Annotated in this window: 10 protein-coding genes; 5 read left to right on the top strand and 5 right to left on the bottom strand. The window is 56.0% G+C overall.

Annotated elements, in window-relative coordinates:
- Positions 1–1,122 (bottom strand): anhydro-N-acetylmuramic acid kinase, encoded by a 1,122-nt coding sequence (locus M2418_RS09085; RefSeq protein ID WP_259146083.1) that lies wholly within the window; start codon positions 1,120–1,122, stop codon positions 1–3.
- 141 nt (positions 1,123–1,263) lie between these two features.
- On the opposite strand from M2418_RS09085, the gene tyrS reads away from it, so the two are divergent.
- Entirely contained in the window at positions 1,264–2,517 is a 1,254-nt protein-coding gene (gene tyrS / locus M2418_RS09080; protein ID WP_250985854.1) for a tyrosine--tRNA ligase, read from the top strand.
- Positions 2,518–2,887: 370 nt separating this feature from the next.
- On the opposite strand, the gene M2418_RS09075 is transcribed toward tyrS, so the two are convergent.
- The gene (locus M2418_RS09075; protein ID WP_259146082.1) at positions 2,888–6,283 is read right to left on the bottom strand and encodes a DUF3971 domain-containing protein; all 3,396 of its coding nucleotides are present in this window, start codon (positions 6,281–6,283) and stop codon (positions 2,888–2,890) included.
- Between the two features lie 116 nt (positions 6,284–6,399).
- Between M2418_RS09075 and bcp the strand changes: the two genes are divergently transcribed.
- From bcp to M2418_RS09055, 4 genes are all read left to right on the top strand, one after another.
- Positions 6,400–6,873, top strand: a complete 474-nt coding sequence (bcp, locus tag M2418_RS09070; RefSeq protein ID WP_259146081.1) for a thioredoxin-dependent thiol peroxidase — start codon at positions 6,400–6,402, stop codon at positions 6,871–6,873.
- A 121-nt stretch (positions 6,874–6,994) separates the two neighbouring features.
- Positions 6,995–8,269 (top strand): M23 family metallopeptidase, encoded by a 1,275-nt coding sequence (locus M2418_RS25685; protein ID WP_310503187.1) that lies wholly within the window; start codon positions 6,995–6,997, stop codon positions 8,267–8,269.
- A 271-nt stretch (positions 8,270–8,540) separates the two neighbouring features.
- Positions 8,541–10,040, top strand: coding sequence for a DEAD/DEAH box helicase (locus tag M2418_RS09060; protein ID WP_259146080.1), 1,500 nt, complete (start codon positions 8,541–8,543; stop codon positions 10,038–10,040).
- Positions 10,041–10,099: 59 nt separating this feature from the next.
- Positions 10,100–10,510 (top strand): NUDIX domain-containing protein, encoded by a 411-nt coding sequence (locus tag M2418_RS09055; protein ID WP_259146079.1) that lies wholly within the window; start codon positions 10,100–10,102, stop codon positions 10,508–10,510.
- A gap of 992 nt (positions 10,511–11,502) precedes the next feature.
- On the opposite strand, the gene M2418_RS09050 is transcribed toward M2418_RS09055, so the two are convergent.
- From M2418_RS09050 to tpiA, 3 genes are all read right to left on the bottom strand, one after another.
- Positions 11,503–13,140, bottom strand: coding sequence for a CTP synthase (locus M2418_RS09050; protein ID WP_310503186.1), 1,638 nt, complete (start codon positions 13,138–13,140; stop codon positions 11,503–11,505).
- Positions 13,141–13,284: 144 nt separating this feature from the next.
- On the bottom strand, positions 13,285–13,716 hold the full coding sequence (secG, locus tag M2418_RS09045; protein WP_192488795.1) for a preprotein translocase subunit SecG: 432 nt from the start codon (positions 13,714–13,716) through the stop codon (positions 13,285–13,287).
- A 103-nt stretch (positions 13,717–13,819) separates the two neighbouring features.
- Positions 13,820–14,590 (bottom strand): triose-phosphate isomerase, encoded by a 771-nt coding sequence (gene tpiA / locus M2418_RS09040; RefSeq protein ID WP_250981653.1) that lies wholly within the window; start codon positions 14,588–14,590, stop codon positions 13,820–13,822.
- Between the last annotated feature and the right edge of the window lie 97 nt (positions 14,591–14,687).

Below are 14,687 nucleotides of genomic sequence, written 5' to 3'. Positions count from 1 at the left end.
TCATGCCTTTGCCAGAACCCCGCCACTCACCGGTTCCTTGACACCGGTTGTGCCAGGGTATGTCAGCGGCAGACCGCGCAGCGAGCGCACGGCAAGGTAGGCCCAGGCCTCAGCCTCCATCGCGCCGCCATCAAAACCGGCCGCCTCTGCCGAAACAACCTTGGCACCCTTTTCAGCAGCAAGCGTGGCAAACTCCGCCATGATCACCGGGTTCAGGCGTCCGCCGCCGCAGACAATATAGGTCTTGGCATGGTCGGGCAGATAGGTCGCGGATTTGAGAATGGCGGCTGCCGTAACATGAGACAACGTGCGCGCGCCATCTTCCAGCGAGATTTCACCGTTTTGGGGCGGCAGAAAATCACCGCGGTCGAGCGACCGCCGCTGGTTGGCCGAAAAGAACGGGCTTGCCATATAACGTTCGCTCAACGCCGCGTTGACACTGCCCTTGGCCGCAACCTGCCCGCCCTTGTCAAAGGTCTGGCCGGTATGCGCCTCCATCCACTGGTCGATCAGCATGTTGCCGGGACCGCCGTCAAAAGCCACAAGTGCGCCGCCATTGCCGATAAAGGTCAGGTTGGAAATGCCACCAATATTGACGAAGACCGCAGGTGTTTCAAAAGCCTCCGGCAGATTGGCCGAAAGGGCAGCGTGATAGGCCGGGATAAGCGGAGCGCCCTGCCCGCCATGTACCATGTCATTGGCGCGCATGTCATAGACCACATCGATACCGGTTTCACACGCCAGAAGCGGACCGTCGCCAATCTGCACCGTCAGCGCATCGTCAGGCCGGTGCAAAACCGTCTGCCCGTGAAAACCGATGACATCGACATCCGAGGGCACCAGACCATTCTGCTTGAGAAAGGATTGCACGACGGCGGCATGGCACAGCGTCAGCGCCGCCTCGGCCTCGGCCAAATCATCCGGCCGTTCGCGACGCTCATTGATCTTTTTCGCAGTGACCAGTGCCTGCTGCCATTTGGCCCGCAGGGTGGCGTCATAGGGGAAATAACCACTTGGTCCACGCTCGACGAATGAGTCGCCATCGGTGCGCAGCATGGCAATGTCGATGCCGTCCATCGACGTGCCGCTCATCAGGCCAATTGCCGTTTTTATAGTGCCCACACCGCTACTCCTGCCTGATCAAGGATTCGTTTTTAACATTCATGGCTGAAACTGGTGCACAATTCAAAAAACAATGCTAAAGCCCCGGCGTTTGCTGCTTGCCAGCACTTGAAAACATGACACCAGAGAGAACAAAAGGTTATGTCCAGGTTTAAGTCCGATTTCCTCCGCACGCTCGATGAGCGCGGCTTCATTCACCAGATCTCCGACGAGGCAGGTCTTGACGAATTGTTCGCCAAGGAAACCGTGACCGCCTATATAGGCTTCGACCCGACAGCACCTAGCCTGCACGCCGGCGGCCTGATCCAGATCATGATGCTGCACTGGATGCAGCAGACCGGCCACCAGCCGATCTCGCTGATGGGTGGCGGCACCGGCATGGTTGGCGATCCGTCCTTCAAGGATGATGCCCGCCAGCTGATGACCATCGACACCATTGAAAGCAACATCGCCTCCATCAAGCGCGTGTTTGCCAACTATCTCGATTACGACAAGTCCGGCAAGCCTGCGCTGATGATCAACAACGGCGACTGGCTGCGTGACATCAACTACCTGGAATTCCTGCGCGATGTCGGCCGTCACTTCTCGGTCAACCGCATGTTGTCCTTCGACAGCGTCAAGACACGCCTTGACCGCGAGCAGTCGCTGTCCTTCCTCGAATTCAACTACATGATCCTGCAGGCCTACGACTTCGTGGAGCTGAACAAGCGCTACGGTTGCCGCCTCCAGATGGGCGGTTCCGACCAGTGGGGCAATATCATCAACGGTATCGACCTTGGTCACCGCATGGGTACACCGCAGCTTTACGCGCTGACCTCGCCGCTACTGACCACCGCCTCCGGTGCCAAGATGGGCAAGTCGCTGAACGGCGCTGTCTGGCTGAACCCGGACATGCTGTCGGCCTATGATTTCTGGCAGTACTGGCGCAACACCGAGGATGCGGATGTTTCCCGCTTCCTCAAGCTCTACACCACGCTGCCGATGGACGAAATTGCTCGCCTCTCGGCGCTGGCTGGTTCCGAGATCAACGAGGTCAAGAAAATCCTCGCGACCGAAATCACCGCCATGCTGCACGGCCGCACGGCTGCCGAAGAAGCGGCAGAAACCGCGCGCAAGACTTTCGAAGAAGGCGCGCTGGCCGATAACCTGCCGTCGATCGAGGTTCCTGCTTCCGAGCTGGAAGCCGGTCTTGGCCTGCTGTCGCTGATCGTTCGCGCTGGCCTTGCCACATCGAATGGCGAAGCCCGCCGCCACATTCAGGGTGGTGCGGTGCGCATCAACGACAACGCCGTGTCCGACGAACGTCAGATCATCGGCACGGGCGACGTGACGGCAGACAATGTCATCAAGCTGTCGCTGGGCAAGAAAAAGCACATTCTGGTTCGCCCGGCCTGATGGTCAGCACCCATGAATGATGGATGGAAAGGCCGCGCAAGCGGCCTTTTTGTTTGGGACGCACAGTTTGAAAACCGACGCTCACCCCAGCCTCCCTCATTCCCGCACTTGTTGCGGGAATCCAGGCCCATCCCAAGTCCTTGGGATGAAAAACCCCTTTCCGCCGCGCAGACGCGCGTCGACTGGATTCCTGTAACGAGTACAGGAATGAGGAGTGGGGGGCTGGGCCGCCGAGGCCAGACAGAGAGCGTAACGGGATAATAAAACGGCGCAGCACCGCCCATCATCCCTTCGTGGGAGAGGAAGCGATTTCAACATCTTGAAGCAAAGCCCAACTGCTGGAAATGCGGGTGAGGCCTGAAACTCTCGTTTACTGAAACTCGAAAATCTGCCGGAAAACGCCAGGTGCAATCAGCGACAGCGGATTGACCGTCAGCCGTGGCGTGTCGGAACGGCCAGACAATTTGAAGGTGATGCCCAGCAGACCACGGTCGCGGCCATTGCCCAGAATGACGCCGATGAAGGGCAGTTCGCCAAACAGCCGGTTGAGGCCATAGGCAGGCATGAACGTGCCGGTCATGTCCATATTGCCATTGGCGTCCTTCAGCGTGCCCTGGAAGGTCGCACCCACCTGCTCGCCACGCACAACGCCATTTTCGACATTCAGCGCGCCGCCGCCATAAATGACGCGGGCAAAACCACGCTGGAACTTTTCCGAGCTGACGTCGATGTCCCGACGCACCGCCTTGTTGAGGCTGCGTCCGTCCTGACCAACCGGCGTCGCAACAATGTCCTGCAGCTTCTGTTCGTTCGACACAGAGAAGTTGCGCATATCGACAGAGCCGAACCAGTCATCACCATTGACGGTGTTGAACACGATGTTCAGCAGGCCGCCATTGATGCGGGTGTAGATATTGGCGAAACGGATAATGGCACCGGCATCGCTGCTGGTCAGGTTGATGGTCTGGCGTCCGCCACCGGCACTGGTTTGCGCGACAATTGCCTGACGGCTGTCGGTGACACCGTCCATTTGCAGGGAGTTGAGTTTACCGTTGCGCAGGAAGACGTTGGATGTGACGTTGGACAGGGCCTCATTGTTGAACCCGATCACCCGGTCAAACCGCGCATTGATCTTTATGTCGCCAGCACCGTCGTCAGAACCGGATTTTTCTGAACTGCGAATACGCGCAATCAGCGGCCGGATATCAACCGACTTGCCCGAGGCCGTCACCACATAATCACGTTTGGCGGCCTTGATCTGCACGGCATAGTCATCAGACGCCGACAGTTTCATATGCGAGAAGTCAGCGGAAACCAGCCCGCCCTGCGCCAGTTCCAGATTGCCCTTGGCACCGAAACCATCGCCCTTCAACTCAAAGTCGCGGATCGACACCCGCCCCTGATCCGACTGCATATGGAAGGTCGCGTCCGCCTTGACGCCCGGACCCTTGCTCCAGCCAATACCGGGAACGGTCAGCGACGACTTGGTCAGATCAAGCCGGATGGTCTGGTCGGTTTCACCCTTGCCATCCAATTGCATCGTTATCGGTCCGCTGACGATACTGCCAAGCCCCGGCGCAAATTTGGCAATCTGATCATTGCCAATCACCGCCTTCAACGAAAATTCACGGGCAATCTTGCTGCTGTCCCTCAGGGGTTCGATCAGGTTGATGTCCATCGCCACATCATCGACCTTGCCGTTGCCCTGCAGGCGCAGAACATTGTTGTCGATGTTCAGCGCACCGTTCAGATCGGCCACCTGACGGTTGGCAAAGGGTTTTGCCAACGAGACATTGTCCAGCGTCAGGCTGGCCGCCCATGCCGGATGCGGCGGATTCTGGCTGCTAAGCAGACCGAAGGTTGCGTTGACCTGCGCCTTCACATTGCCCCGGAAATCCTCGGGTTTAAAGGTCGTATCCTTCAAGGCATTGATCGGTTTGAAATTGGCCATTTCCGCGATCGTATCGGCACTGCCGGACACGAACAGGTCAAGATCAGCCATCAGCGGTTTGGCATAGGTCGACGGTATGGTGAAACGGCCGCTTTCCACCGCCAGCGAACGGTTGGACGGGAAGTAGGACGTTGCCTTGGCAACCGTTACATCAACCTTCTCGCCCTTGAGATTGAAATGCGCCACCGCATCACGCAGCGGCGGAATATCACCTGTTATGTTGAGCCGGGTATTTTCGATATCGAACTGGATCTGGATTTCGTCGTCATGCAGTTCCAGCGGGCAACCGATGCCGCACATTCTGCCCTGCGGGATAAACACCGCAATCGAACCATTGGTAACGGTGCCACCAAAAATATTGCCAACCACCCACGGGCGCACCTTGCGCGCCATCCAGAACGGCCACAGCTGCTTGACTGCGGTTGCCTCCATCTTGGGAATCTGTCCGCCAAAGCTGATTTCCGGCGATCCCTGCTCGGCAAAGCGGATTTTCAGCGATCCGGCCATATCACCCAGCGGCCCCGCCACATAAAGCGACGGCACATTCAGCTCTTTGGTCGCCTTGAGATATTGGCCATTTGCAGTCAGCCCGAAGGGCACAGGCGCTTCGCCAGACATAGCGGCCGCCGCAATACCGTCGGTAACAGACAGCGCCAGATCAAAACCCTGCTGCGCCTGATCGTCTGCCGTATCCTTGATACTGCCTTCAAACGGAACGACGGTACGCTCCAGCTCCAGCCGCGACTTTGCAATTTCGATTTCGCGTTTCTCAAAATCATACTGTGCGGTCATGCGGCCGGTGGAAACCAGCTGTTCTTCACCGCCAATATAAAGGCTGCCATTACCGACACCCAACATCACGCTCAAAAGCGGCGCCACCTCGGGGCTCTGGCGTTTTGCGATAATGCGAACACCGGCCTTGAGGTCGGCCCCCTCGTGCATGAAACCTTCCGGATCGCGCCGGATGGTCAGCGGATTGAGATCAAGCCCGTCCAGATTGGCTTCAAACGCCGTTATCTTGCCGCCCGCACTCTCAATCGACAAAGAGAAGGCGGCAAGTTCACCATTGAAGGCCAATTCACCGTCCAGATTATAGCCGCCCTGTGGATTGCGGGTCATCGCCATCTGTCGAACGTCAAACAACAGCGGTTTTCCGCCGTCCTTTTTCGGAATGGTGATCGAGATACCGTCAATACTGATGCGGTCGGTGCCTGCCCGCTCAAAATTGGACAACATGCCATCCAGCGAACCAAATGCCGTTTCCAGCACCTCAGGAATGGCATCCACCCGCCAGGTCGAGATATCAATCGGTTTGCCGGCCGGCAGCGACGCCACGTCCAGCGACAGCGACGAGGCATCGATGCTCTCAAGCGAAATCTGGCCGGTCAGCAACGCCATCGGGTTTAACGCCATACGAATGACGGCAGCGCGGCTGAGGTGTTTCTGGCCTTGCGTATCGACAATATCGACGTCACGCGCCTCAAGCGCCAACCGGAACCCTTTGACAAAACGGATGGCGGTAGAACCGATGCGCGCCTCGTAACGCGGGTCAATCGCCCGCTTCAGCGCCATTTCAGCCTGCGAGGACAAGATGCCGTCGACCGAGCCGGTTTCAATGGCGGCGACAACGCCGCCCAAGAACAGAAACACCACAACAAAAATGCCGGTGACAAATTTCAGGCAGACGCGACTGACGGACCGTGGCGGCGGGCAATGCACGATAAGGGGTTCTTCCGCTTTCGCAGAAGGCAGATCGTGCAGCGGAATAATATCCTGCTTGCGAAATTTTACTTTTTCGCCGCGAATCTCAGCCATTCGTCCGCGCTCGTCTCCTGAAACATCGTGTCCAGGCACTGGACGGTTTTCGTTGCAGTCTATAACGGTTGATAGGAATAATCCTCAACACCAAGGCGAAACATAAGGTTAAGCTCATGGCAGATTTGCTTGTCGGCGACAAGGCACCCGATTTCACGCTTTCTAAAAACGGGGCCGGAACTGTTACTTTATCGGCTCTTTCGGGAAAAAATGTGGCCCTGTACTTTTATCCCAAAGACGACACATCCGGCTGCACGGTCGAAGCAATCGATTTCAGCGCCCTTGCGGCGCAGTTTGAGGCCGCAAATACCGTGGTTATCGGCATCTCGCCTGATTCGGTCAAAAGCCACGACAAATTCGCTGCCAAACACGCGCTGACCGTGATGCTGGCCTCCGATGAGGACAAAGCCACGCTGGAAGCCTATGGCGTGTGGAAAGAAAAAAGCATGTACGGCAAAAAGTACATGGGCGTGGAAAGAACCACATTCCTGATCGGGCCTGACGGCAAGATTACCCACGTCTGGAACAAGGTGAAAGTGGCTGGCCACGCCCAGCAAGTGCTTGAAGCAGCACAGGGCCTGAGCGCCTAAAAGGTTCTTCAAATAAGCATTTCTGCCGGTGTTTACCCCATAAATACCGGCAGCATCAAAACTTCATTAACCATAACAAAATACCATCCTTCAGCATAACGAAACCGCTGAGGACGTGATTTTGGCTCATCCCGCAGAGCACCGTACATTCGGCAAGCAAAAAAAGCAGCATGTGCTGATCCTTGCCAGTGGTGACCATGTGCGCCACCTGACCATCCGCCCGTGGATGGCAGCAATGACACTGTGTTTCGTCTGCGTTCTCGGCATCGGTTATCTTGCTGCAACCGCTTATCTGATTTTCCGCGATGACCTGATTGGCGCAACCATTGCCCATCAGGCCCGTATGCAACACGACTATGAAGACCGCATTTCTGCACTGCGCGCCCAGATCGACCGCGTCACATCACGCCAGCTGCTGGACCAGCAAGTGGTTGAACAGAAAGTGGAAAAGCTTTTCGAGCAGCAGGCCGCCCTCACCTCGCGCCACAGCCGCCTTGGCGGATTGCTGGAGCGCGCCGAAGAATCCGGCCTTGGCACGGAAGAACCATCCGCAACAGCAACACCGGGCAAACAGGCCAGCCTGTCTGGCGGCGTAAACGCCATTGAAAACCTTCTCGGTACCTCGAAAAAGGCAGTAACGCCTGCAGCAGTCGCCGCCCTTGGTTATGCCCCTGTTGGCGAAAACTCGTCGGACCGAGCCGACCGGGTATTTTCCAAGGTCACGCTATCGCTCAAGACAATCGAACAGGACCAGCTGCACCGAATCACCCAACTGACCCGTGGCGCCGACAAGAAGACCGAGGAAATGGCGGCGATCATGACCCGCACCGGCATCAAGATCGATGACCTCAAGCCATCCGGCATCGGTGGTCCCTTCGTCGAACCGCAGGACGCCAATGGCAGCATTTTCGAAAATTCGATGAATGATCTTGATGTGGCCCTCAATCGGCTTGAGATCATGCGCAGTACTGCAGGTGAGCTGCCGTTTGGCAACCCTGCCCCGGGCCGCAACATCACCAGCCGCTTTGGCAACCGCATGGACCCGTTTCTTGGTCGCCCGGCCCTGCATGCAGGCATTGATTTTCAGGCAGAGACCGGTGCAAACGTGCGGTCGACCGGCGCGGGCACCGTGACGGTTGCCGCCAATTCCGGCGGTTACGGCAACATGGTCGAGGTCGACCACGGACAGGGCATCACCACACGCTACGGACATATGTCAGCCATCCTCGTCAAGGTTGGCGACACTATTGAAGCTGGCGACATTGTTGGCCGCGCAGGCAGCACTGGCCGCTCCACCGGCCCGCACGTACATTACGAAGTACGTCGCAACGACAGCCCGATCGACCCGATGCGTTTCCTGAGCGCGGGCGTGAAGTTGCAATCCTACCTGAACTAACTATTCCGCCGGCTATGCTGGCGGTTTCCCGGCAAAATCTCTCCGCATGGTGAAAGGCTGAAAAACGTCGTCAACGCGCCAAATGCGGTGCTTGCAAATTGTTTTTCACAAATACAGTTGCGAAGCGTTAACATATGTGACCTTCAGTCCCGCCAATTGTGGCGAATTCCTTGACTTTCAGCCAATTTCGGCCTATGCCGCGCCCAATCGCCGTTAACGTTCCGGCGGTGTGACGCAGCGTTCTGCCAATTCGAATGGAAACAATTTTCCTTTGACAACATTTTCTGATCTGGGCCTGAGCCCGAAAGTCCTCTCCGCCGTTACGGATGCCGGTTACACAATACCGACGCCGATTCAGGCTGGCGCAATTCCTCCGGCGCTTGAGCGCCGCGATATCTGTGGCATTGCGCAGACAGGAACAGGAAAGACAGCGTCTTTCGTGCTACCTATGTTGACACTGCTTGAAAAGGGCCGCGCCCGTGCAAGAATGCCGCGCACGCTCATTCTCGAGCCGACACGCGAACTGGCAGCACAGGTTGCCGAAAACTTCGAAAAATACGGCAAGAATCACAAGCTCAACATTGCGCTTCTGATTGGTGGCGTTTCATTTGAAGAGCAGGACCGCAAGCTGGAGCGTGGCGCAGACGTATTGATCTGCACCCCCGGCCGTCTGCTCGACCACTGTGAGCGCGGCAAGCTGCTGATGACCGGCGTTGAAATTCTGGTCATCGACGAAGCCGACCGCATGCTGGACATGGGCTTTATCCCTGATATCGAACGCATCGCCAAGATGATCCCGTTCACACGCCAGACACTGTTCTTTTCGGCCACCATGCCGGCAGAAATCCAGAAGCTGGCCGACCGCTTCCTGCAAAACCCAGTCCGCATCGAAGTGGCAAAGCCCTCTTCGACCGCCACGACGGTGACGCAGCGTATCGTTGCGGCCAACGCCAAGGATTACGAGAAGCGAGCTGTGCTGCGCGATCTGATCAAGAGCGAAGAAGACGACCTGAAGAACGCGATCATTTTCTGCAACCGCAAAAAAGACGTTGCAGATCTGTTCCGTTCGCTGGATCGTCATGGTTTTTCCGTTGGTGCCCTGCACGGCGACATGGACCAGCGTTCGCGCACCAATATGCTGGCCAGCTTCAAGGAAGGCAATCTCAAGCTGCTCGTCGCATCCGACGTTGCTGCACGCGGTCTCGACATTCCTGATGTGAGCCACGTTTTCAATTTCGACCTGCCGATCCATTCTGAAGATTACGTACACCGTATCGGCAGAACCGGCCGCGCCGGTCGTTCAGGCAAGGCATTCAGCCTTGTGACAGCAAAAGACACCAAGTTCCTTGATGCCATCGAGAAGATGACCGGTCAAAAACTCGAATGGATGAGCGGTGACCTGACCGCTTTGCCCGAGCCGATGGAAAGCTACGACAATGACCGCCAGAAGCGCGGCCGTGGTGGCAAGGAGCGTGATCGCAGCAAGAGCCGCGAGAAACCCCGCCGTCCGAGCGAAGCAGCACCAGCCGAACAACCGGCAGCAGTCGTTGTTACAACACCAGAACCTACGGGAGAGACAAGGGTGAAATCCGAACAGAGAACTGACAGGGCACCCCGTCATTTTGACCGTCAGAATAATGGCGACAACGCCAATAATGACAACCGCGACCGCCGCCGCCACTATCGTGACAATGATGATGGCCCGACACCTGTCGGTTTCGGCGACGACATTCCTGCCTTCATGCTGATTGTGGCCAACGCCAAGGCCTGATTGGTCGCAATATCCTGTTGGCCTTAAGGCTGATTGGAAAACATGTAAGTGAGAATGGAATGAACGGTCTTCCCGGCATTAATTTTCCCGGCGTCGGCTGTGGGCTTGTTATAAGACGTGACGGCAAGGTTTTACTTTGCCGTCGCATGAAAGCACCGGAATCCGGCCACTGGAGCATTCCCGGTGGCAAGGTGGATCACCTCGAACCGGCCTTTGAAGCGGCACGGCGAGAAGCCAACGAAGAAACCGGCCTGCAAATCGGCGAAGTTTCCTTCCTCTGCGTGACCGAACAGATCATTCCCGACGAAAAACAGCACTGGGTCGCGTTTATCTACGTGACCGATGACGCCTCTGGTGACGCCATACTGACGGAACCGGACAAGCTGTCTGAAATCGGCTGGTTTGATCTCGACAACCTGCCGCAACCCATGTCGGTCTTTGCCGCTCAGGCCTTCGCGCATCTGCATTGAGGTTTATTGCCTTGCAGGCCGTCGTACATCTGCATTGACGTTTATCGCTTGGCAGGGTCATTTGCCGCGACAGTCACCTCAACCACCCTCTTCCCGTGCCCGTCACAGGGATCCAGCAGACGCGCGTCTGCGCGTCAAAAGACAGCTCCAGGACTGGGACTGACCTGCATCCCCGTGACAAGCACGAGGCATGAGGGCCGCGTGTGGGAACGGTTGGAGCCAGACAATCAGCGTTGAGGGATATTTGGTGAGAAGCGTCCGCATCAAACAATTGACGGTGTGCAGGTACACCAACCCCTCACCTGAAAAATCTATGACTTGGCTAAAGCCAAGACCATGATTTTTCTTCCTCTCCCACAAGGGTAGAGGTTAGGGGCGCCAAGTGGCCCTAGGAAGATCCTGTGTTTCAGAAAAGACAGCCGGGCTTCGCAGCGTCTGTTTATAACCAGTCGAACTGAAATGAATTTCCCCCAAATTGAGTAGGATTTCGTAATCCCAGACAGTTAACTTGCCATTGGACGTTGGCCTAGCGTTGCGGCGAGTGATGTAATGAATGCTGGGATAACCATAGATCGTATGGCCCAAATTCATCCAATTCAAAGATGCATTCAAGCCGGATACATTCTCAAATCTCAGAGTGCAGGGAGCAATGTCCCAACCTTCGCACCGATCCCCCACGTGGTGCCATTTGAAGAGATGATCTATGTCGAAGGAGAGAGTTCCATCCCGTGGCATATCCATGGAATATAGCGTCGCGTCGGACGACCTCATGTCGTCAAAGTCGGCATCGGTCCATATTTCTCGGTATTCGTCCACTGTGCCCCTCATTGATAAGTCACGCCGATATCGTTTCGGACTTATCAGACCCACACACAAAATCAATCAATGCGTGCATTTGAAAATGTATTTCCCTCATTCCCCATCAAAAACAAAAAAACGCCGCCCGGCATATCTGTCGGGCGGCGTTTAAATGTCATATCTGTCTGTGAAAATCAGACCAAACGGCTACGCTCCAGCGCCGCTTCAACGAAGCTGGCAAACAGCGGATGTGGATCGAGCGGGCGGCTCTTCAGTTCCGGATGGTACTGAACGCCGATAAACCAAGGATGGTCAGGATATTCAACCGTTTCCGGCAGAACACCGTCAGGCGACATGCCCGAGAATACCAGACCGCATTTCTCCAGACGTTCCTTATAGTCCACGTTCACTTCGTAACGGTGGCGGTGACGCTCGGAGATATCGGTCGAACCATAGATATCGGCAATCTTGGTGTCTTTTTTCAGCGCAGCCTTGTATGCGCCAAGGCGCATCGTGCCACCAAGGTCACCCTTGGATGAACGCTTCTCAAGTTCGTTGCCCTTGACCCATTCGGTCATCAGGCCAACAACCGGCTCCTTGGTCGGGCCAAACTCGGTCGAGGATGCGTTTTCGATGCCAGCCAGGTGACGTGCAGCTTCCACAACCGCCATCTGCATACCAAAGCAGATGCCGAAATAAGGAACGTTACGCTCACGCGCAAACTGTGCCGCCTTGATCTTGCCTTCCGAACCACGCTCGCCAAAGCCGCCTGGAACCAGGATCGCATTGACCTTTTCCAGATACGGCGCCGGGTCTTCCTTTTCGAAGACTTCGGATTCGATCCATTCCAGCTTGACCTTGACCCGGTTGGCAATGCCACCGTGATGCAGGGCTTCGATCAGGGACTTATAGGCATCCTTGAGGCCGGTATATTTGCCGACGATGGCAATCGTAACTTCGCCTTCAGGCGTCTTGATACGGTTGCAAACCTCTTCCCACTGCTCAAGGCGTGGCTTTGGTGCAGGCTCGATGCCAAAGGCAGCGAGCACTTCATTGTCGAGACCTTCCTTGTGGTAGGCCATCGGCACGTCATAGATGTTTGCTACATCCAGCGCCTGAATAACGGCAGATTCGCGCACATTGCAGAACAGGGAAAGCTTGCGACGTTCCGCTTCCGGAATTTCGCGGTCTGCACGCACCAGCAGAATGTCAGGATGAATACCAAGTGCCTGCAGTTCCTTTACGGAATGCTGTGTTGGCTTGGTCTTCAACTCGCCTGCTGCCGGAATATACGGCATCAATGTCAGGTGAACGTAAATGGCAGTGCCACGTGGCAAGTCGTTACCAAGCTGACGAATGGCTTCCATGAACGGCATGGCTTCGATGTCGCCCACCGTGCCGCCAATCTCACAGATGACGAAATCATATTCGTCATTGCCTTCGATCACGAAGTTCTTGATTTCATTGGTAACGTGCGGAATGACCTGCACTGTCGCGCCGAGGTAGTCACCACGACGTTCCTTATCGATGATATTTTTATAAATGCGACCCGTGGTGATGTTGTCGGTCTTGGTGGCAGAACGTCCGGTAAAACGTTCATAGTGACCAAGATCAAGATCGGTCTCTGCGCCGTCGTCCGTCACAAACACTTCACCGTGTTGTGTCGGGCTCATGGTGCCGGGATCGACATTGAGATAGGGGTCGAGTTTACGAAGCCGCACCCGATATCCACGGGATTGCAACAATGCTCCGAGTGCTGCGGCTGCAATGCCCTTACCAAGGGAAGAGACCACGCCGCCTGTGATGAATACATATCGCGCCATGGGATTCACCGGATACCTTCATTTTATTGATTCCGCCAGCCCAAATTTTTCGAACCCCGAAATCACACGTGGAAAACGAGGCAACCGGCCGGAATATGGACAAAAGAAAACCGGCAGGTTTTGGCCTGCCGGAGTGTTATGCGCTGACCGGGATTATTGACCGGTCGGAACTGCTGTCGGGTCGGCAGGTGCCGCAGGCGCTGGTGTTGATTGCGCCGGAGCTGCTGCCCCTTCAGAGCTGTTAGGAACGCCGTTACCAGCTGGTGCAGGTGCGGCAGGTGTCGTTGCCGGGCCGAGCGTATCGAGAATGCCGTTGCCCTGACCCTGCGTTGCAGGAATACGATCGAGAATGTCGGTCGGACGCGCTTCATAACGGGTCAACAGGCCAAGGCCCAGAGACGTCAGGAAGAACAACGCAGCAAGAATGCCGGTTGTACGCGTCAAGGCATTGGCCGTACCGCGGGCCGACATAAAGCCGGAACCGCCGCCAATACCAAGGCCGCCGCCTTCTGAACGCTGAATCAGCACCACGCCAACAAGCGCCAGCACGATCATGAGATGGATGACAATCAAAACGGTCTGCATGGTAATCCAGTCTTGCCCTTAACGGACACAGTCAAAAACATGTTGGCCGCTCTTTACATGAGCTAGGCGCGTATTCCAAGCCCCCAACACACCTTAAAGAACATCAGGCGGTCAATTGCTCATAAGCAGCGTAGATGGAGAGGAAGTCATCGGCTTTCAAGCTTGCACCACCAATCAATGCGCCATCGACGTTTTCAACGCCCATCAGCTGCAATGCATTGGAGGGTTTTACCGAACCGCCATAGAGAATACGAACGCGTTTTCCTTCGTCACCAAAGCGCGCCACAAGCTCGTTACGCATGAAGGCATGGGCATCACGCACATCATCCACAGTTGGCGTCAGGCCGGTACCGATGGCCCAGACAGGCTCATAGGCAATAACCGTGTTTTGTGCATTGGCATCGTCAGGAACAGAGCCGGACAGCTGGCGCTTCAAGATATCGAGCGTCTGGCCGCCTTTGCGCTCATCTGCGGTTTCACCGATGCAGACAATAGCCACCAGCTCGGCTGCATAGGCGGCTTGTGCCTTGGCGCGGACCAGATGGTCGGTTTCCGCGTGGTCGATGCGACGTTCGGAATGGCCAACGATGACATGCGTGCCAAAGCAATCGGCAATCATCTCGGCAGAGATATCACCGGTATGGGCACCCGATTCCTTTTCATGGCAATCCTGCGCGCCAATCAACAGCGGGCTGTCGTCGCAAAGAGCTGTCGCAACGTAAAGTAACGTAGAGGGAGGGCAAATCAGTGTTTCCACTTTGTCAGAAAGCGGACCTTTAACGCCCTGCGCCATCGCTTTGATCTGATCCAGCGAAGAACGAGTTCCATTCATTTTCCAGTTTCCCGCAACAAGCGGGCGAACATCAGGGGTCATGAGATTTCCATTCCTGCTCTTGTACGCCCTCAAGCAAAAATAGAGGGCAACCAAACGTCACATACGAACCAATTCAGGGGTGTAAAGCGCATGAAAT

Origin of the sequence: Rhizobium sp. BIGb0125, from assembly GCF_024810055.1 — a bacterium.
In the GTDB taxonomy this organism is placed as follows: domain Bacteria; phylum Pseudomonadota; class Alphaproteobacteria; order Rhizobiales; family Rhizobiaceae; genus Agrobacterium.
This window is presented reverse-complemented; position numbering and strand designations above follow the sequence as displayed.

Excerpts from the sequence above, each read along its gene's own strand:
- secG (WP_192488795.1), bottom strand. The coding sequence starts at position 13,716 with ATGCAGACCGTTTTGATTGTCATCCATCTCATGATCGTGCTGGCGCTT.
- M2418_RS09075 (WP_259146082.1), bottom strand. The coding sequence starts at position 6,283 with ATGGCTGAGATTCGCGGCGAAAAAGTAAAATTTCGCAAGCAGGATATT.
- tpiA (WP_250981653.1), bottom strand. The coding sequence starts at position 14,590 with ATGACCCCTGATGTTCGCCCGCTTGTTGCGGGAAACTGGAAAATGAAT.
- bcp (WP_259146081.1), top strand. The coding sequence starts at position 6,400 with ATGGCAGATTTGCTTGTCGGCGACAAGGCACCCGATTTCACGCTTTCT.
- M2418_RS09055 (WP_259146079.1), top strand. The coding sequence starts at position 10,100 with ATGAACGGTCTTCCCGGCATTAATTTTCCCGGCGTCGGCTGTGGGCTT.
- tyrS (WP_250985854.1), top strand. The coding sequence starts at position 1,264 with ATGTCCAGGTTTAAGTCCGATTTCCTCCGCACGCTCGATGAGCGCGGC.